The sequence below is a fragment of the Rhodopirellula sp. UH5 genome, assembly GCF_056839225.1.
The window spans coordinates 7,022,860-7,041,468 of the sequence record NZ_CM166390.1; the positions used below are offsets into that span (position 1 = coordinate 7,022,860).

Below are 18,609 nucleotides of genomic sequence, written 5' to 3' on the forward strand. Positions count from 1 at the left end.
TTTCGGCAAATTTGGATGCAAATCGAAAGTCTTGACGACTTCCGCTACGACTCACACCCTCCACTTTCCTTCTTCCCACTCACCGACCCCCATGATTCAACCTCGCACGCTGAAGGGATTCCGCGATTACTTGCCCGCCGTGATGATTCCGCGGGAACAATTGATGCAAACCGCTCGCGAAGTGTTTCGCAGTTTCGGGTTCGCTCCAATCGATACACCGACGCTCGAACACCTGGAAATCCTGACAGGCAAAGGCAGCGATGAAACCGATCGTCAGCTCTATTCGTTTGAAGACAACGGCGGCCGTGCGGTTGGGATGCGATTTGACTTGACGGTGCCGTTGGCTCGCTTTGCCGCCCAGCACATCGGCACGTTGGGAACCCCGTTCAAGCGTTATCACATCGCTCCGGTTTGGCGTGGTGAGAAACCGCAAGAAGGCCGCTACCGCGAATTTGTGCAGTGTGACTTTGACACGATCGGCACCACGTCGGAACTCGCTGACATCGAAGCGGTTTGTGTGATCGATGCGTTGCTGCGGGCGATTGGGATCGACGCGTTCACGATCAGCATCAACAACCGGGCGATCTTGACCGGGTTGCTGGAATCGTTGGGCCTGGGTGACAAGACGACACCGGTGCTGCGAAGTCTGGACAAGCTTGGAAAGATCGGCCGTGAAAAAACAGCCAACGAGATGATTGAGTCGGCGGGGGTGACGGCCGAGCAAGCCGACGCGGTGTTGCGATTGGCAGAATGCGATGGCGATGCGGAATCCATTTTGGCATCGTTGCCCGAGATCACGGGCGGCAACGAAACCGCCGCCGCGGGCATTGAACGATTGACCCAAATCTATCGCGGTGCCTTGGCATCCGGTGTCAGCCCGGACCGCTTGAAGATCGATGTCTCAATCGCTCGCGGGCTGGATTATTACACCGGGGTGATCTTCGAAACGACGCTGGATGACCTGCCTGGCATCGGCAGCGTTTGCAGCGGTGGTCGTTACGACAACTTGGCGGGGCTGTACACCAAGCAACACTTGCCCGGCATCGGAGCGTCGCTTGGGTTGGACCGCTTGCTCGCCGCACTGGAAAGCCTCGGCCGATTGTCAGGTGTGAGCAAGCCGTGTGCTGTGTTCGTTCCATTCTTCGACAAGGGGCACCGCGACGATTACTTGAAGTTGGCAACGCAGCTTCGCACGGCGGGGATCGGCGTCGAGGTTTACCCCGAGCCCAAGAAGCTCGGCCAACAACTCAAGTACGCGGACTCGCAAGGATTCGCTGTCGCACTCGTCGCGGGCGGCAACGAATGGGAGGCCGGCACGGTGCAAGTCAAAACGCTCGCGTCGAAAGAGTCGCAAGACGTGACCTACTCGCACGATTCGCCGCAAGCCTTGATCGACGCGGTTCGAGCAGTAACGTCGTAAAGCGCTTTTGCATGGTTAGGACAGCGTTGGGCCGCTAAAACTTGAGGGTTGCCACAGAGAATGCGACGTTGATTTTTGTTCTGTCCTACGCCCCAGCGGGACGGCCCTAAGAAAGAGTCCTCAAAACCCGCTCGGACCGCCCCCGGTTGGGGCGAAGTCGTGGGACAAAACCTGCGCCGTCCAAAGCAGTGTCAAACCAAAGGATTTAGCAGCCCAGGGGAACGCCGAATCATTTCGGCGCACGAAAAACGGGTGCTCCCATTGGGAAGCACCCGTTGTCGTTGAGTCAATCATCAGACGTCTGGCTCGCCACAGCCAGGCGACTGGCCGAGCGAATCTTTAGAGTGGCGAGCCATCGGCCTTCAGGGCGAAGTCATAAACCGTTTGGCTGTCGCTGATCGTCGCCTTGATTTGCGAATCCTCGTTGTAGGCTTCGGGAACCTGTTCGTTGGGATTGCGTTTTTTCTTCTTTTTGCGTCGAGCAGCTGCGTCGTCGTCATCATCATCCGCGCCTTCGGTGTCCACTTCACCGGTCGACGCGGTCGTGCTGATTCGCACAATTTTGTCTCCGGGTGGAACGCCCATCACTTCGCTGTTGAATTTGATTTCATAGTTGCCATCGGCGTTGGTGGTGCCGTAGGAAAACGTCGTGTCCGGGGCTTCGAACATCACGACGGCGCCTTCGAGAGGTTGCCCGTCCAGAGTGACTGTGCCCGTGATCGGAACCAGTCCAATGGAGGCATAATCCGCGTCGTCACCTGATCCACAGCCGGTGCTGGTTGCCAAGGTGAGTGTAAGGCAACCGACCAGGGTTAGAGCGGCTGCTTGCTTGATTGCTGAGTACAGAACGATCATGGAAGTTTCAAAGAAGTGTTGGGTGGAATGATGGAGAGGAGTCGCGAATCAAATTTCGCCGGGGATTTCACCGCCGTCACGCGAGCCAAGAGCGTCGTAGACGTCTTCTGCCAGCGATTCGGTCAGGAATGCCACCGAGCCATCGCACTTCAAGAAATGGGCCCCACCGACGTGGTAGCTTCCAAACGCCAGTTCCATCAATCGGCCGCTCATCAATGGGGCTCGTTTGATAGCGTTGATGGGAGTGATTGTTACGCCAGCGACTTCCGAGAATTCCGTGCCTCCCGTTCCGCCGTTGCAACCGCAGGGGTCTGTTTGAGGGGCACCGATGTACCAGTAATCCATCCCCTGACCGTCTTTGACGAACTTGGGGTTGTTGTAGCTTTCGCCGATCATGATCGTGTTCGAAGTTCCGTCCAGAATGTCACGGAACTTGGTTTTGCTGCAGGCGTAGAAGATGCCGTCTTGGTCCAAGCTTTCCAACGAGATCGTGTCGGGCAGAGCGGTGCTGGTGTCATCCGACGTCGCCAAGGTTCCGGCGACACCGCGGTAACTGGCGGGAACGCGTTGTGGGATGCCGTTGTAATCCATGTGCAGTGGCAGCGCCATGCTGGGGCAACGGTAGGTTGGGATGACCGTCTCGCAGGCCTCTTCGTTGGGGCCGTCGTCGGTGGCCCAGTTGCCCAGGCCCGACTCTTGAAAGATCAAGGTTTGATACAGGTTGGCTTGTTCGATCTGAGGCAGGATGTGTCCGCTCCAGGTCATGCCGCGGTTGTCCCAGCCGTAGGGGAATTTGTTGAACGTGTCGTGATACACGTGAAGTCCCAAGCCAATTTGCTTGAGGTTGTTGCCGCACTGCATGCGACGGGCGGCTTCGCGAGCCGATTGAACGGCTGGCAAGAGCAAGCCAACCAACACGCCGATGATGGCGATCACGACCAGCAATTCAACCAGCGTGAATCCGCGGGGTGAGGTCGCTTGGCGGGCGGGGGTTTGGTTCTTGCAGGGTTGGGCTGGGGATCGGCGACTCAATCGGGTCGTCAGGCAAGTCATTCGTAAACTTCCGTCAAATTTTGTGAGGTGGGCAACGACGGGAAGCGGGGTCGCTGATGAGCCGCCGTTGAAGATTTGGCGGGACTGTATGAAAGCCCTGTGAAGAAACGTCGACGCTCTAGGTGAAGGTTTGATGAACCGAGGTGGGCGACAAATCAGCGAAAATCGACGTCTGGATTGCGTGCGTGCTAGCCGCGTTCAGGTGCGATTAATGTTTCGCTAAGCTTCATAAATGAAGCGATTGGTCCTGTGGCGGGGTTTCGGTCCATCGAGAAAATTTTCCAGGAAACTTTATTTCCGGAAGTGAAACCGGCTCTCAGGGTGCCGTTTGCGGCCCCCGAAGCTTGCTCGGGTAGTCCAGCAGAAGCTGTTTGATCACCAGGCTCGGCAAGCCAGCGGGGACAAAGTGATCAAACGCGTGGTTCACGATCCGTTCGTTGTCAGCGTGAGTGACATCGTTCATGTGGGACGCCACATCGCCCTGAATGTCTTGGTCGATGTCGATTGCTTGCGGGGGCTGATCGGACTCGAAGGACAGATCATCCAGATCGATCCATCGTTGTTGGGGCGACGTTTGGGTTCGAAAATGAATCCGACGCTGCTCCGGCAGATAGACCAAATTCCACTGAGTCAGAGGGCCTTGCGCCACGATTTGCAAGCAGCGGTGGGCGTATTCGATCGGAGCCTGTTGATCGCCCAAGTCATTTGCCAGTTCGACCAAGCGAATGCCCCGGTCGTATCGCAACAGGCTGGTGTTGTTGGCTTGGTTGGTTTGGGAGTCTTCCCACGACGAGTTTGCCAGCACGCAGGTTCGCGTCTTGGGGTTGCCGTCGTCCATGCAGTAGTCGTCGCCGTGCCGAACGACTGCTTTGCCGTTGATGAATTCGACGACCGCGACATCGCCGCGTGCATCGGTGACAAAGTAGTGAACGGTTTCGACCATCGGTAGCATTGGGATGGGCACGACGGTGGAGAGGCTGTCGACCACTTCCGCGACGGTTTCGGCGGTATCGAGTTGATACTGGACCCACTGGATTGCGTTGACCGCGGTGAGATCGGGATCTGCTTCCACTTTCACGGGATCCGGAAAGGTGGCTTGAGGCAAACGCAACAAGTCCACGGTCAGTCCTTTTTCGTTCATCCCGGCAAACGGAATCTCTCGGCCGAATTGGCAGAACGAAACACTGCCGTACTTGGAGGTCCAAGTCGCGGGTTTGATCGGCGCGAGCGAAGTTTTCTCGATGCCGCGCAGATTGGTGATCACGAGGGCTTCCCCAAACGGCCAGTCGTGATTGCGTGCGATGACCAATTGCCCGTGAATATTCAGTCGCATGACCGTGCAAGCGATGGCGGGCTGGGCCGAGGCTGTCAAAAGTCCCATCACCGCAACCACCGCAATCCATCCCATTTTGGCGAGCGATTGAAACAGACAAACCGGACGGCATTTGCGACGTGAGCACATATCGGTGGACTCCGGCGGTGAGTGGGGCATGAGGAGCGCGAACAGAAAGTCCGAGAGGTCCGCGAATTCATGGTAGCAAACTCGTTGAGCCGAGGTCGGGTGGTTTTTCGCGGGATGGACGGGGTTTGTTCCGTGAAACCTCGCCCGCGTGAAACTGCTGGCCGGCCGCATTCGTGCCCTAACCGGCAAAGTTTGCCAAAACGACTCAACCGCCACGATCGTCTCATCCGATACCAGTTCACGTGGCATCTGGTGTTGCGCGAGGTGGCGTGTGGACAACATGCAGCCGAGACGCGGGCCGGCCACTTCGATTCGCGACTACCCCCGACGATTGAATCCAAGCGAACTACCCCATGAACTCTTTGATCTGGCGCCGACTTCCCCGGTTAGCGAAACACGGTGTGGTCCTCGTGGCATGCCTGGCATGCTCACCGTTGGCTGCACAGGTCCGTGTCAAGAAACCGGACCGCAACACCTATCAAGCACCCGTCCGTGGCGGTGACTCGGCAATGACGGGCGATTGGGAATTGTATCCCGACGCCAGTTCGGACCTCAGTCGCATTCAGATTGACGAAGTCGGTTATGACGACGTGGCAGTTCCTGCGGACGCAGAGGACAGCGGTTTGCAAGTTCTGGAAGAACCTCGCGGACTGAAGTTGCGAACGCTCGGCGCGACAGCCGGCTCCAACGCTCAGCCAGCCAACGCCCAAATCGTCCGGCCTGTTTCGGCCATGTCGATTGATCGCGATGCGAATGCTGGTGGTGCTTCCATGCGACCGGCTCGTGTCATCCGCAAAGCATCTGGCACGGTCACCGTGATGGAACACCCCACGTTTTCGGGTGAAACGATCATCGGATCGGGCACACCCATGGCATTGCACGGTCCCGGTTGTGGTCTGGAAGGCCCGGGGTGTGGCGTGGAAGGTTGCGGTTGTGGTTTCGACGTCAGCTGTGGGCTGGAAGGTCCTGGTTGTGGGCTGGAATCGTATGGCTGCGACAGTTGTGGCTATGGTGGCTGCGATGGCATGTGTGGGCCTTCTTGTGGGCCTGGTGGAGCGATTTGTGTCGATCCGAATCGTTGGTTTGGTTCAGCGGAATTGATGATCATGTTCCGCAAGGGCGATCGATTGCCAGCGTTGGTGACGACCGATACCGCGCCGGACACTGGATCGCTCGATACCGGGACGGTTTTGGCTGGGAATGATTCCGTGTTGAAAGACGCTGCTGCAGGCGGACGTTTGACGCTCGGTTTGTGGCTGGACCGCCATCAGTGCCGCAGTCTGGTCTTCCGAGGCTGGGTCGCGGGCGATGAAAACTACAGCTTCGGTGCCGATCAACGAAACTTTGAGGTGCTCGCGATTCCGTTCTTCAACGTCGCAACCGACGCAGAAGATTCCAACGTGGTCGTGTTCCCCAATGCTCCGGCCGATCCTGCGATCAACGGTCGCTTTGGTGCGGTCGGCGTCAATGCCTACAGCGAACTGCACGGTGGTGACATCTCGGTGCGTCAGTTTTGGCGAGGCGGTTTGGGAACCACGTTCGACGTGCTCTACGGTTACCAATACATGCGGCTGTCGGAAGGTTTGAATATCGCGTCCAGCTCAACGCTGACAGAGGGCACCGACGCGGGCAACTACATCTCGATTCGTGATTCCTTTGAAGCGACCAGCGAATTCCACGGAGCCCAATTTGGTCTGGCCGGTCGCTATCGCGAAGGTTGCTGGAGCTTCAATTGGTTGGCCAAGGCCGCGTTTGGCAACGTTCGTCGCACGGCGGATCGTCAAGGCAGCACTACGGTCGGTCCTCCCGACACCGCGCAAGAGGGTGGTTTGTTTGTCGACGCGGATACCAACGAAGGCACCTTCACCAGCGACACGTTTGGTTGGGTTCCCGAATTCGACGTCAACTTGGGCTGGCATCGATTCGACCACTTTGATGTCACGGTCGGCTATCACCTGATGGCCATGACGGACGCCATTCAGGTCTCTGGGATCTTCGACCGAAACGTCAACGACACCAACAATGTCTTGCCGTCATCGGCGATGCGAGACAGCACGTTCTACGTGCAGGGCATCCACTTCGGGCTGAGTTACACCCACTGAGTGGATTGCCGACCCAAGCAGGTCGGCAGGAGTCATTCGGCATTCGAGCTGTTTTGTCAAACGGGACTGTTCCCACGTGCGACCGGGGCCATCGCCCAAACGGTTCACGTGGTTCTGCCCGCTCATTCCTGTTTGCCTGTTTCGTGGGTCGATTGGTGTCAACGGCATGCCGTCGGCCGCGACTCCGCGTCAAGCAGATTTGCAGTCATGATCTTCGTCGATCTCTCCCATCTGGGGGCTGTCACTGGTGCGTTGTTCGGCTGAACGGTTCGGCGAATGACGCGTGGAAAGTGGGTTGGGAGCGATTGCGGGAGTCAAATTTGCCGACTCGACCGGTGGCAATTAGGATGTGGGGCTGCTTTCTTGTTTCGCTCCACGACCCCCTCCTTTTCCGGCTGACCTGTCTCCCATGATCTATTTCATTTGCTGGGTCGTTTTCTTGCTCACGATGATTCTGGCGGTGGCCGTGGTTGGATTCAAAAACCGCAAGCCTCGACCTGCCGTCGCCGCCATGCCCGAAGGCGAAGAAGAAATGATGGCGGACGCCGAAGAAATCGAAGTGGTCGACGGGGATGAATTTGCGGCCGTTCCTGCGGAGGGCGATGATTTCGGCGGGGAGTTTGTCGCCGAAGGCGGTGACGACTTCGCGGCGTTCGAAGACGAATTCAAATGACCAGCGGATTCGGAGTTGCTTCCCGCTGACGCTTTCGGGTGATCACCTGAGGGCTCGGGCGAGTCATCGGAATTCTGGTTCTCAACTGAAAGCTGAAGCGTTGAAACATCGAAGCACCCGAGACGTCGTGGAGGATCTGCGCGCCGGAGGTCGGCTGATCACGGTCGAAGACGAAGTCGATCCGAATCTGGAAATGGCTGAGATCCAGCGCCGCGTTTACTTGCGAGGCGGACCTGCGATCCTGTTCACCAACGTTCGCGGCTGCAAGTTCCCGATGGCGTCGAACCTTTTCGCGTCGTTGGATCAAGCCCGCTATCTCTTTCGTGACACGCTTGAACGTGTGCGTCGATTGATCGAGGTCAAGCTCGATCCATCCGCCCTGCCCAAGAGCCCGCTGCGATACGCCGGCGTGCCGATGACGGCGCTGACGATGCTGCCCCGGTTCACTCGCCGAGGGGCTGTGCAAGCGAATCAGTGCCGGCTCAGTGAATTGCCGGGGCTGAAGTCCTGGCCGATGGACGGCGGTTCCTTTGTGACGTTGCCGCAAGTTCTCTCGGCAGACCCCACCGCGCCCGAGAATCTGATGCGAGTCAACCTGGGCATGTACCGAGTGCAGCTCGCAGGCAACCAATACGATCCCGAGGCCCAAGTCGGACTGCATTACCAAATCCACCGCGGCATCGGAGTGCATCATCGCGAGGCAATGGATCGCAATGAGTCCTTGCAAGTTGCCGTCACCGTCGGTGGCTCTCCGGCGATGAGCCTGGCGGCCGTGATGCCGCTTCCCGAGGGCCTGACCGAGCTGACCTTCGCGGGGGCTCTTTCCGGGCGACGAGTTCGCATGATTCGAGGTTCGCATGCACCGGTGTATGCCGACGCTGATTTCGCGATCGTGGGACGAGTTGATCCGAACGCAACGATGCCGGAAGGACCGTTCGGGGATCACCTGGGGTACTACTCGCTGCAGCACCCGTTCCCGTTCATGAAAGTCGACCACGTTTGGCATCGCAAAGACGCGATCTGGCCGTTCACGGTTGTTGGCCGCCCTCCGCAAGAAGACACGACGTTTGGCCAGTTGATCCATGAACTGACCGATCCGATCATCCCGACGGTCATCCCGGGTGTGAAAGCCGTTCATGCGGTCGATGCGGCGGGCGTGCATCCATTGTTGTTGGCGATCGGCAGTGAACGCTACATGCCTTATTTAAGAGTCAAGGAGCCGCAGGAGTTGCTGACACAGGCCAATGCGATTTTGGGCAACGGGCAATTGTCGCTGGCGAAGTACCTGTGGATCACGGACGACCCGGACGACTCGCTCAAGATTCATGACATTGGCCCGTTCATGCAGCACATCCTTCGCCGAGTCGACTGGCGTCGCGATTTGCATTTTCAAACCAAGACCACGATCGACACGCTCGACTACAGCGGCACGGGGATGAATCAAGGTTCCAAGGTGGTCGTCGCAGCGACGGGGCAACCGATTCGAGAACTGGCGACGGAGCTCCCTGCGGGCTTGTCCTTGCCCGATGGAATGTCGGATCCGCGGTTGGTCATGCCCGGTGTGATTGCCGTTTCCGCCACACCATTCACTGGCGATTCATCGAAGGCGGACGTCAGAGCTTTGGCCGAGCGTCTGGCAGGCCAGGGCGACCTGTCCGGCGTGCCGCTGATCACGCTGTGTGATGATTCCGAGTTCGCCGTAGCGACGCTCAACAATTGGTTGTGGCTGACGTTCACTCGCAGCAATCCGGCGATGGATGTCGACGGTGTTGGTGTCCAGGTGGTGGACAAACACTGGGGATGTCGGGGGCCACTGATCATCGACGCTCGCGTCAAACCGCATCACGCTCCGCTGCTGGTGGAAGACGCCGAAGTGACCGCTAAGGTCGACGCAAGAGCGACTCGCGGCGATGAGCTGGCCAAGTACTTGTGAGCTTCGATGCCTCCGGCATTGTCTCGCCTCCCAATCACAACCCGGCGCGTTCGCAAGGTATCCTCGTCAGTAGGAGCGGAAGGGCGCGAGCGGTCTGTTGATTTACTGAGTCATTTGGCGTTCGCCATGGTTCCCACTCACAACCGGGGCGATCGCTGGGCTGTTCAATCTTTGGGGTGGTTGCGTTTCTGGTGTGCGCAAGTTTCTGCCTCGCATCAACAAGTCACCTCTCCCCCAACTTCGTCGGAGGAGAGGTAACAGGCAAGAAACTGTCCACGAATACGCTCCACAAAACCAAACTTGTCGCGGTCCAGGCTAACACCCAAACGGCTCACGAGATTCAACCCGATCAGTCCTGCGTACCTGCTTACCGTGACGACGTGTGACTGTCCGCGAGTTTCCTGCGCAGGTCACGCACTCGGTCTTGGATGATCAGCGGCAGTTTGCTTCGCAGTTGATTGCGACCGCCGAACCAATCCACCGGTTCGTGCACCACGAATCGGGCTTGGACAATGGTTGCCTCGGATTTCGTGCCTGCAATCTCAGCCGGCAATCGTGTCGCCGTGATCAGGCCGCCGAGACCTCGGTAAGGTTTCGCGTCGCCCGTGGTTTCTTTTCCCAGGTCGTCGCGTTCGATGGGACTCCACGAATTTTCGAACCGTGGGTCCAGGTGCCAAGCAACCGTCACAAAATCACCTGGGGCACCTTCGATGTGACGCTGCGTTTCCGCATGGATCACGCCCTCGACCATGACTCGATCGAGCAACGGGAAGCTGATCCTGCCAAACGATTCCGTTTCCGCCGTCGGGGCGATTCCAAGCTTGGCGAGTTCCTCAGGGCTGACTTGGCTCGCTGCACCAGCGTCCTCCGTTTCATCCGCTGACGCGTCGACTCCCAGCAATGAATTCAACGCATCGGAATCTTGCACCCAATCGAGCGGGGCGTGCACGATGAAGGTGACGTCCAACAGGTGCCCGATGCGTTGGCCTTCTGAATTGGAAATCGAGTCCGTGTCGATCGCAATGGGAGCGACGGCCGAGTTGCGAACGAAACGCTTGACACCACCAGCGCGAGCAAGTTTCTGCAGTCGTTTCTCGACTTCCGATGGGGGCAAGGTGTCGTTCGATGAACCCAGGAATGTCGGTGCCGGAAGGGGAGCCGTGACGTCGTCGGTCAACGATAGGCCGTCTTTCAACATTTGGTGGAACAGCACGTTGCCGTCTTGGGCCAGCACCGGTCCGGCGAGCAGCAGAATCAGGCTCGTGAAAACCAATGCAACGGAAAGCACGCGTGGTGGTGGCGTTCGATCAAGCATTTTTCAGAATCGGTTTCAAGACACGAGCGGGTTCGACGCCGGTCAAGCGAACATCGAGACCCTGATACTTCGCCGACAGTTTCATGTGATCGAGTCCGCAGGTGTGCAGCATCGTCGCGTGCAAGTCGCGAACGTGGGTCTCTTCGCCGTCTTTCAGGTAGCGGTAGCCGAGTTCGTCGGAGTTGCCGTAGGAGATACCGCCTTTGACGCCACCGCCGGCCATCCACAGGGAGAACGCGTTGATGTGGTGATCGCGACCGGAGCCTTGTTTCATCGGAGTGCGGCCAAATTCACCGCCCCAAATCACCAATGTGTCGTCCAGCATGCCGCGTCGCTTGAGATCTTGAATCAAAGCTCCTGAGGCTTGGTCGACTGCCTTTGCGCTGTCCTTCATGCCGGCTTCGAGGTTGCTGTGGTGATCCCACGCACGATGATAAAGCTGGATGAAACGAACGCCGCGTTCGGCCAACCGTCGAGCCATCAAACAGTTGCTGGCAAACGATCCATCGCCGGGTTTCGTGATCCCGTACAGGTTCAACGTTTCTTGGGTTTCGTCCGACATGTCCGACAGTTCGGGAACCGACGTTTGCATTCGGAATGCCATTTCGTACTGGCTGATCCGAGTCGCGATTTCGGAATCGCCGCGATCGGCCAGCAAGGCTTGGTTGAACGCGTTGACCGCTTCGATCGTGGCTCGCTGAGTCGTGTCGGTGATGCCACCTGGTGGGCGGACGAAGTGAACGGCGTCGCCTTGCGATTGAAATTGAACGCCTTGGAAGCGACTGGGCAGGAAGCCTGCTTTCCACTGACGCGCCGAAACAGGTTGAGCCCCGTAACGTCCTTGGCTGGTGAAGACGATGAAACCTGGCAGCGACTCCGTTTCCGCGCCCAGTCCGTACAAGAGCCACGAACCCATGCTCGGGCGACCCTTTTGAATCGAGCCCGTGTTCATGAACGCATGAGCTGGGTCATGGTTGATTTGCTCGGTGTGCATGGAGCGAATGATGCACAGGTCGTCGGCGACCGATCCGATGTTGGGAAACAGTTCGCTGATTTCAAGACCCGATTGGCCCCACTTTTTGAATTTGCAAAACGACCCTCGAGCGATCAACTTCGAACCTTGAAGCTGAGCCAACTGCTGGCCGTCGGTCATTGATGCCGGGAAGGGTTGGTCGTTGATCTTGTCCAGTTCCGGTTTTGGATCCAGCGATTCCATGTGGCTGGGGCCGCCGGCCATGCAGAGGTGAATGACCGTTTTCGCCGTGCCGGGAAAGTGTGGCTGAGGGGAACCGGTTTGGCTGGCTTGGCCTTCACGGGCGAGCATCGAACCGAGCGCGGCCATGCCGACGCTGTAGGTGCCGCGTTTGAGAAAGCTGCGCCGCTGAATGGAGGGGAATGTGTTCATGGTGAGATTCCAGCGTGACTCAGTAGCGGGTGATTGTTTCGTGCAGATTCAAGACGATTCGAGCTGTGGCGGTCCAAGCCGCCCATTCCGCTCTTTCGGGATGCGTGAGCGATTTGCCATGACGTGCGGCGGATTGGCCAACGCTGGTCAATTCCACTGACAAGGCTTCGTCAGCCAAGAACAGTTCGCGTTGCTGGTCCAGGAAGACGGACAGACGCTCGATCTCTTCGCTGGTCGCTTCGCGTTGCAGGGACCGACGAATCATGGCTCGCAATCGATTGTCATCGGAATCGGATTGTTCGTTCATGCTCCACGCCAGTTCGCTAGCCGCTTCGATGAACGTCGGGTCGTTGAGCAACGTCAACGCTTGTTGAGGCGTGTTCGCGTTGGCCCGAATCGCGACGCAGTCCTCCCGACTGGGGGCGTCGAAGTTCGCGAGCATCGGATGCAAGAACGTGCGCTGCCAGTGCATGTAAATGCCACGGCGATACTGGTTGTCACCCGTTGTCGAGCGATAGGTCCGGTTGGGGAATTGCAAGTTCGAATAGTAGCCACCGGGCTGATAGGGTTTGACCGAGGGACCACCGATTTCCAGGTTCAACAATCCAGAAACGGCAAGTGCATTGTCCCGAATGATCTCGGCTTCTAAACGTCGCGGCGGGTGGTAGCCGAGCAGACGATTTTCAGGATCGATCTCGGACAGTTCCGGTCGAACACGGCTGTCCTGTTGGTAGGTTTGGCTGGTCAGAATCAATCGAGTCACATGACGCAGGTCCCAACCGGATTCGATCAGTTCGATCGCGAGATAATCGAGCAGTTCTGGATGGGATGGCGGCTCGCCTTGAGTTCCGAGGTCATCGACAGCCATGGTCAGTCCAACGCCGAAGAATTGTTTCCAGAGTCGGTTGGCCACGACGCGTGCCGTCAACGGGTTGTCGCGGTGCACGATCCAGCGAGCCAGGTCCAAACGAGTCAAGCGTTTCGAATCAGAGTGGTTGGCATCAGCATTCTTGTCGGAGTCGATTCCGTATTGGCCTAAGAATTCGGGCGTGGCCGGTTGGACGACTTCTCCGGTTTCGTCTTGCCAGTTACCACGCGGTAGCACCCGCATTTTGATCGGCTCGGTGGCCTGCGTGACCATCGTCCACGTTCGGCCATCCCGACAGGCGAGGTAGCGGTCGCGCCAATGGTTCTTGGCACCGGCGTCTTTGGTTTGTTTGGGGTTGGACATCATCCAGCTCAACAAAGCGTTGGGTTGGCTGACCGAGTCGCAGACTTGGATTGCTTCCAATTCGGTTGGGTCAAACGGCCGCAATCGGATCAGCGGTGACGCTTCGAATGTCGCCGCGATGTCGGCGGGCAACCCTTTGATCTCAGCGATCAATGATTGGCCGTCTTTCAATTGCAGCGGTGCGGACAATTCAAACACGGCTTGCATCGGTTCGTCCGCGTGCTTGGACTGGTCAATCATGAATTGATGCGGTCGCTGTTTGGCCGCGTGCCCGTCGGCATCGGTCGCGGGAACCGCCCAACGCGAGGCCACGTTTTGCTGGGCCACTGTGTTGGAGAACGAAGGCATCCAGCGGTTCGCTCGTGCGAGTGAAACAGCGACAGTGGTTCGTTTGAGCTTCTTTTCATCCTCTTGGTTCTCCGCCGACTTGTCCGCGGGAACGGTTTCCAATTCCTCGATGTAGAAACGTACTTCCACCGCGAGCGGCGTTTGGTTCGGCTTGGTCGGCAAGCTGACTTGAATGGACTGAGGCGACAAAGATCCAGGCGAGGTCGAACTCGCATCCAGTTTCCATGCTCGTTGCTTCTTGTCGGTCGACGGGACGTTGGTCGTCTCAATGGATTGCCATCCGTCCGCGTTTTGTTCAAGCCAATCATGGACGTTCGCCAGCCATTGATTCGCGGCGGTTTTCTGATCGTCCGGCAATGCCTCGTGTTGCGAACGAGCCAGTTCGGTGAGTTCTTGCTTGGCTTGCGTTTGTTCCCGCAGCAACGCTTGGCTGGTGACTTCGATTTCGGGTGGGAACGGGAAGTTGTTGTTGTAGCCCTTCAGGTCCGGGTTGGGGGTGTAACCGTAATCGCTGTAGACACCCCATTGCTCGATGTCGGCAAAGAACGCACCGAGGGAATAGAAGTCCTTGGCCGTGAAGGGATCAAATTTGTGATCGTGGCATTCGGCGCATCCGGTCGTCAGTCCCATCCAGGCCATGCCAACGGTTCGCACTCGATCGGTCGCGTACTTGGACAGGTACTCGCCCGGTTGCGCACCACCTTCGCGAGTCATCATGTTCAGACGATTGAATCCGGATGCGATCAAGTCGTCTGTTTGGGGATTGGGAAGCAAATCTCCGGCAAGCTGTTTGATGGTGAATTCATCGAACGGCATGTTGTTCTGGAACGCTTCGATCACCCAGTCGCGGTAAGGGAAGATGTGCTGGTTTTGGTCCCCGTGGTAGCCAACGGTGTCCGCGAACCGAACAAGGTCCAACCAGAACGCCGCCCTGCGTTCGCCGTGGTGAGGATTCGCGAAGAGTTCGTCCAGCTTCTGATCGATCAACGCGGCCCGGTCATCAGAGGATGCCTGCGAGGTTTGAGAACGCTGGAAGAAGTCCTGGGTTTCTTTCCAGGTGGGTGGCAGGCCGACCAAGTCCATGTGCATCCGTCGGAGCAGACGGTCTGCTCGAGCTGGCCCTGAAAGATCGTGTCCCTTCGCGAGCAACCTGGCGCGAATGAAGGCATCGACCGGATGGACGGGATCCGAAACCACGGTCTCGTCCCACTCGCTCAGGTTGGGGATGTCTGGCCGGCGGATGGGGGTGAAGGACCAATGGTCTTCATAGATCGCGCCTTCCGCGATCCAGTCCTTGAGCAACTGCTTTTGTTCTTCGGTCAGTGTCTTGTGTGAAGCTGGCGGCGGCATGACGGCGTCTGGATCGTCGTGGTCGATCCGGGCAACCAACTCGCTGCCTTCCACGTCTTCCGGAATGATGGCGGCAAATTCGATGGCTGCTTCACGGCTATCCAAACGCAAACCGGATTGCTGGTTGTTTTCGTCAGGGCCGTGACAGAAGTAGCAGTTCTCCGACAGGATCGGCCGGATATCGCGATTGAACGAGATCTGGGATTCATCCGCGTGTGCCGACAGTCCCAAGGAGCAGGCGAGTCCGAACAGGCAAACAGCCGTCCACCGGGAAAAATCAAAGAAGAACAAAGAAGAACGCATGGAGAGCAAGACCACAGCGATGGGCGGGACGGGAGGGTGGCAGGCGGGAAACTCATTGTAGCAGATCGATGCAAATGCTCTCGCAAACATTTGGAGTTCAGTCACCTTTGCATGGATCTGCGAAGCAAGCAGAAACCGCGTGAAACTCAATTGGCTCTATAGAGTGGCCGGGTTCTTCAAAGCCGGTTCTGCTCCGCCGCGTCTCCGATTGACCTAGCCACGTCGAATTTGACGGTTGTACTAAATGTCAGTCCTCAAGATGCCGATGCTAACGAGGATTCCAATTGTTACATCCATCGATCAGCCGTGTGGTCCGGGTTTATGATTCTGTTTTCGATCAAGCTGCTCAGCAGTCTTCGCAAAGCGATTGCGGGGAGGAAGTATCCTTCTCAGCTCGCGTGGGGATTGGCGTTCGGACTTCTCATCGGGCTGATCCCGCACGGCAACCTGCTGGCGGTGGCGTTGGTGTTTGGCGTTTTGATGTTGCGTGTCAATCACGCGATGGTCGCTTTGACCGCGATCGGCGTGACGATGGTGGCACCGCGTTTGGATCCGATTTCGGAGCAACTGGCGCAGTGGTTCTTCGATCAAGAAGGCGTCTCACAAGTCATGGCACGAGCCTGGGACTTGCCCTTGGTGCCTTGGACGGATTTGAACAACACCGTTGTGATGGGAAGTTTCCTGATTGGACTGGCTTCGCTTGTTCCCACCTTCGCTGTGTCGTACCCGCTCTTCAAAGCGGTCTCGGGCAACGGGCGGGAAGACGAGGATCTCGAAGAGGAGTTGCTGGTGACGCCTGTTCGCAAGCGTCGGTCCAGCGAAACGTCGACAGCGCACGCTGTGGATCCCCCGCACACCCAGACACGTCAGCCTCACTTCTCGCCTGAACCAGCGTTCGTGTCGGGCAGCGACGAAGTGATCGAGGCCAACTCTGGACGTGTGTTTGATTTTCGCCGCGTGGACGATGCCGAACCCGTGCTCGCCAAGATCACGCCCGGTCGTGACGAAAACGCGAACGCGAAACGAGCCTTGGCCGTGAATGAAGCGTCGACTTCGGATGCTTCTTATGGAAAGCAAACCACCCACATCGAAGTGCTCGACGCAGATTCCAATCTGCAGACGGCTTCCAATACGAACACGATGGCATCGGTGTCTGGCGGTTCACGCCAACCCGATCCGGTTACGACGAACGACGACCAACACAAAATCGATGAAGCGCTCAGTTATTTGCTTCGTCAATTGCGCGATTCGCAAGACAAGGATGCAGCATGATTCGTTGGAGATTCTTACTGACACGGCTTATCGTTGTCGCGACCATTTTGATGCTGCTGTTTTGGGGCCTCGGCCCGATGGCCAGCTACATCACGGTCCGCGGGTTAGAAGCCTCGACGGGAGCTCGAGCCGATATCGGTGCGACTCGCGTGGGCTTGTTCCCGCCGCAGATCCAATTCGATTCGGTGCATGTCGCCGATCCTCGAGATGACAAGGAATTCCGGAACGCTTTCCAAGCGGACTCGGTGAACTTGGTCATCGATGGCGATGCGTTGTTGCGTCGTCGCTGGGTGATTCGCCAGGGCAGCATCGCTGGTTTGCAAATCGGCACCACCCGGGAATCCAGCGGGCACCTGGAAGAGGCACCGGAGGAAACGGAAGATTCCGGTCCATCCATGATCGGGAACTTGCTTTCATCAGCGACGAATGGACTCAGCGATCGCGCCGAAGCACTCGGCAAAGATCTGGAGACCGTTCGCACGGGCGAAGAGATTCGTCGTCGTTGGAAAAGCGAATACGAACGATTGGTGCAACAAACCAAAGAACTGGAACAACGCGTCGAGACCATTCGGGAAGCTGCCAGCGGCATCGACAACCCGTTGCGGGATTGGCCGGAGTTGCAACGCACGCTGGCGGAATCCGAAGCCGCTCGTGAACAGTTGATCTCGTTGCGAAACGCGATGAACGCGATGCCCGATCAAATGAAGGCCGATTTGGCTCGATTGGAAAGTGCCAAGCAAGCCGACCTCGACAAAGTCGATGCGTTTGTGCCAGGCGATCTGAGTGAGTCCAAGAACTTCGGCGTCGATTTGGTCAGCGCTGAAATTCGGCGTTCGCTCACCCAACTTCGAGATTATCTCGACAGCGGTCGTACGCTGGCCAATTACACCGTCGTTGCACCGGACACCGAGCGTGTTCGTGGCGAAGACTATGACTTCTTGGGACGCAATCGTCGTCCTGAGTTGATGATCCGTCACTGCGACGTCAGCGGCACCATGCGTGCCGATGGCAAGGTCTTCACGCTGACCGGCGTGGTCGAAAACATGACGCCCACACCGGAGCTGTTGGCCGATCCGACTCGAGCTCGCTTGCGTTTGGAAGGTCCCGAGACCGTCGATGTCGACTACATCCGTGATCGTCGACAAGGTGAGCAACTGGATCGTTTGACACTTCATTGGCCACAAATGGACGCGGACCCGATTCACTTGGGACGCGGCAAAGACGTTGGCGTTGCCATTGCAGGCGGCGTTCGTGAAGTGTGGGTTCAGCTGAGCAGTCGGGGTGAACAACTCGAAGGTCGTTTGGTCAGCAAGCAAACCGGCGTCAACATGCGTTTGGATGTTCAAGGTGAGGCGGGATCTTCCGCCGCGGCGATTCAAATGAACCAGTCCCTGGCCAACGTGGATCAAGTTGAAATCGATGCCGAGTTCAACGGGACTTGGGAAGACATCGATCTGAAGTTGAACACCAACTTGGGGCAAGTCTTCAACGACGCCGCGAAAACGGCCATCGCCAGCCAAATGGAAGCGTCCAAAGCCAAGGTCGCCGCCAAGGTCAACGAAGCTCATCGTGAGCAGATGTTGGAACTGAATGAGTGGATGCTCGCTCAACAGAACCAAGCTCAATCGTTGCTGGCCAAGGCTGATAAATCGGTGGAGGACCTCAGCCGAAAGATCCTGAGCGAAATCAATGGAGCGGACCAGTATCTTGGCAAGCTCAAGACCGCGTTTGGTTCGAGCTTGCGTTGATCACGATTCCATCCTGCGTCGATTCCGCCGAGTGCGTTTGAGTCGACAGGTTGAGTGACGGGCGGCGCGTTCAACGCGATCGTTCTGGCAAAGGCCGGAGGTGGGTGCACGAGTCAATCGTGCCTCGACCTCCGGCCTT

The 18,609-nt window shown here is 57.7% G+C and carries 12 protein-coding genes; 6 read left to right on the forward strand and 6 right to left on the reverse strand.

From position 1 onward, the window contains the following. Nucleotides 1-91: 91 nt before the first annotated feature. Complete coding sequence (gene hisS, locus UH5x_RS25190) at nt 92-1,420, forward strand: histidine--tRNA ligase (protein ID WP_482634060.1); 1,329 nt, start codon at nt 92-94, stop codon at nt 1,418-1,420. Between the two features lie 339 nt (nt 1,421-1,759). On the opposite strand, the gene UH5x_RS25195 is transcribed toward hisS, so the two are convergent. The 3 genes from UH5x_RS25195 to UH5x_RS25205 all read right to left on the reverse strand — a co-directional run bounded on the left by UH5x_RS25195 (nt 1,760) and on the right by UH5x_RS25205 (nt 4,736). Then, on the reverse strand, nt 1,760-2,275 hold the full coding sequence (locus UH5x_RS25195) for a carboxypeptidase-like regulatory domain-containing protein (protein ID WP_482634061.1): 516 nt from the start codon (nt 2,273-2,275) through the stop codon (nt 1,760-1,762). 48 nt (nt 2,276-2,323) lie between these two features. Then, complete coding sequence (locus tag UH5x_RS25200; RefSeq protein ID WP_047817297.1) at nt 2,324-3,328, reverse strand: DUF1559 domain-containing protein; 1,005 nt, start codon at nt 3,326-3,328, stop codon at nt 2,324-2,326. 316 nt (nt 3,329-3,644) lie between these two features. Continuing rightward, complete coding sequence (locus UH5x_RS25205) at nt 3,645-4,736, reverse strand: linear amide C-N hydrolase (RefSeq protein WP_482636076.1); 1,092 nt, start codon at nt 4,734-4,736, stop codon at nt 3,645-3,647. A 407-nt stretch (nt 4,737-5,143) separates the two neighbouring features. On the opposite strand from UH5x_RS25205, the gene UH5x_RS25210 reads away from it, so the two are divergent. The 3 genes from UH5x_RS25210 (at nt 5,144) to UH5x_RS25220 (ending at nt 9,498) form a co-directional block, all read left to right on the forward strand. Beyond that, on the forward strand, nt 5,144-6,892 hold the full coding sequence (locus tag UH5x_RS25210; protein WP_482634062.1) for a BBP7 family outer membrane beta-barrel protein: 1,749 nt from the start codon (nt 5,144-5,146) through the stop codon (nt 6,890-6,892). 409 nt (nt 6,893-7,301) lie between these two features. Then, a complete protein-coding gene (locus UH5x_RS25215; protein ID WP_047817299.1) occupies nt 7,302-7,565 on the forward strand; it encodes a hypothetical protein in 264 nt (87 codons plus the stop codon). Between the two features lie 100 nt (nt 7,566-7,665). Next, nucleotides 7,666-9,498 (forward strand): UbiD family decarboxylase, encoded by a 1,833-nt coding sequence (locus tag UH5x_RS25220; protein ID WP_482634063.1) that lies wholly within the window; start codon nt 7,666-7,668, stop codon nt 9,496-9,498. A 367-nt stretch (nt 9,499-9,865) separates the two neighbouring features. Here the strand turns inward: UH5x_RS25220 and UH5x_RS25225 are convergent, their stop codons facing one another. From UH5x_RS25225 to UH5x_RS25235, 3 genes are read right to left on the reverse strand one after another with little or no spacing between them, the layout of a single operon-like run. Continuing rightward, nucleotides 9,866-10,813, reverse strand: a complete 948-nt coding sequence (locus UH5x_RS25225) for a hypothetical protein (RefSeq protein ID WP_482634064.1) — start codon at nt 10,811-10,813, stop codon at nt 9,866-9,868. After that, entirely contained in the window at nt 10,806-12,218 is a 1,413-nt protein-coding gene (locus UH5x_RS25230; RefSeq protein WP_047817301.1) for a DUF1501 domain-containing protein, read from the reverse strand. Before UH5x_RS25230 ends, UH5x_RS25225 begins: the two co-directional genes overlap by 8 nt. Before the next feature lie 19 nt (nt 12,219-12,237). Continuing rightward, a complete protein-coding gene (locus tag UH5x_RS25235) occupies nt 12,238-15,555 on the reverse strand; it encodes a PSD1 and planctomycete cytochrome C domain-containing protein (protein WP_482634065.1) in 3,318 nt (1,105 codons plus the stop codon). Nucleotides 15,556-15,771: 216 nt separating this feature from the next. Here UH5x_RS25235 and UH5x_RS25240 point away from each other — a divergent pair, with 216 nt between their 5' ends. Both UH5x_RS25240 and UH5x_RS25245 read left to right on the forward strand, forming a co-directional pair. Beyond that, on the forward strand, nt 15,772-16,722 hold the full coding sequence (locus UH5x_RS25240) for a DUF2062 domain-containing protein (RefSeq protein ID WP_047817302.1): 951 nt from the start codon (nt 15,772-15,774) through the stop codon (nt 16,720-16,722). Then, nucleotides 16,719-18,470: a TIGR03545 family protein gene (locus tag UH5x_RS25245; RefSeq protein ID WP_047817303.1), complete on the forward strand. Its 1,752-nt coding sequence runs from the start codon at nt 16,719-16,721 to the stop codon at nt 18,468-18,470. The genes UH5x_RS25240 and UH5x_RS25245 overlap by 4 nt, the downstream gene beginning before the upstream one ends. Nucleotides 18,471-18,609 lie beyond the last annotated feature (139 nt).

Coding starts and splice junctions, on each gene's coding strand:
- UH5x_RS25230 (WP_047817301.1), bottom strand. CDS start 12,218: ATGAACACATTCCCCTCCATTCAGCGGCGCAGCTTTCTCAAACGCGGC.
- UH5x_RS25200 (WP_047817297.1), bottom strand. CDS start 3,328: ATGACTTGCCTGACGACCCGATTGAGTCGCCGATCCCCAGCCCAACCC.
- UH5x_RS25240 (WP_047817302.1), top strand. CDS start 15,772: ATGATTCTGTTTTCGATCAAGCTGCTCAGCAGTCTTCGCAAAGCGATT.
- UH5x_RS25215 (WP_047817299.1), top strand. CDS start 7,302: ATGATCTATTTCATTTGCTGGGTCGTTTTCTTGCTCACGATGATTCTG.
- hisS (WP_482634060.1), top strand. CDS start 92: ATGATTCAACCTCGCACGCTGAAGGGATTCCGCGATTACTTGCCCGCC.
- UH5x_RS25205 (WP_482636076.1), bottom strand. CDS start 4,736: ATGGGATGGATTGCGGTGGTTGCGGTGATGGGACTTTTGACAGCCTCG.
- UH5x_RS25210 (WP_482634062.1), top strand. CDS start 5,144: ATGAACTCTTTGATCTGGCGCCGACTTCCCCGGTTAGCGAAACACGGT.
- UH5x_RS25245 (WP_047817303.1), top strand. CDS start 16,719: ATGATTCGTTGGAGATTCTTACTGACACGGCTTATCGTTGTCGCGACC.
- UH5x_RS25195 (WP_482634061.1), bottom strand. CDS start 2,275: ATGATCGTTCTGTACTCAGCAATCAAGCAAGCAGCCGCTCTAACCCTG.
- UH5x_RS25225 (WP_482634064.1), bottom strand. CDS start 10,813: ATGCTTGATCGAACGCCACCACCACGCGTGCTTTCCGTTGCATTGGTT.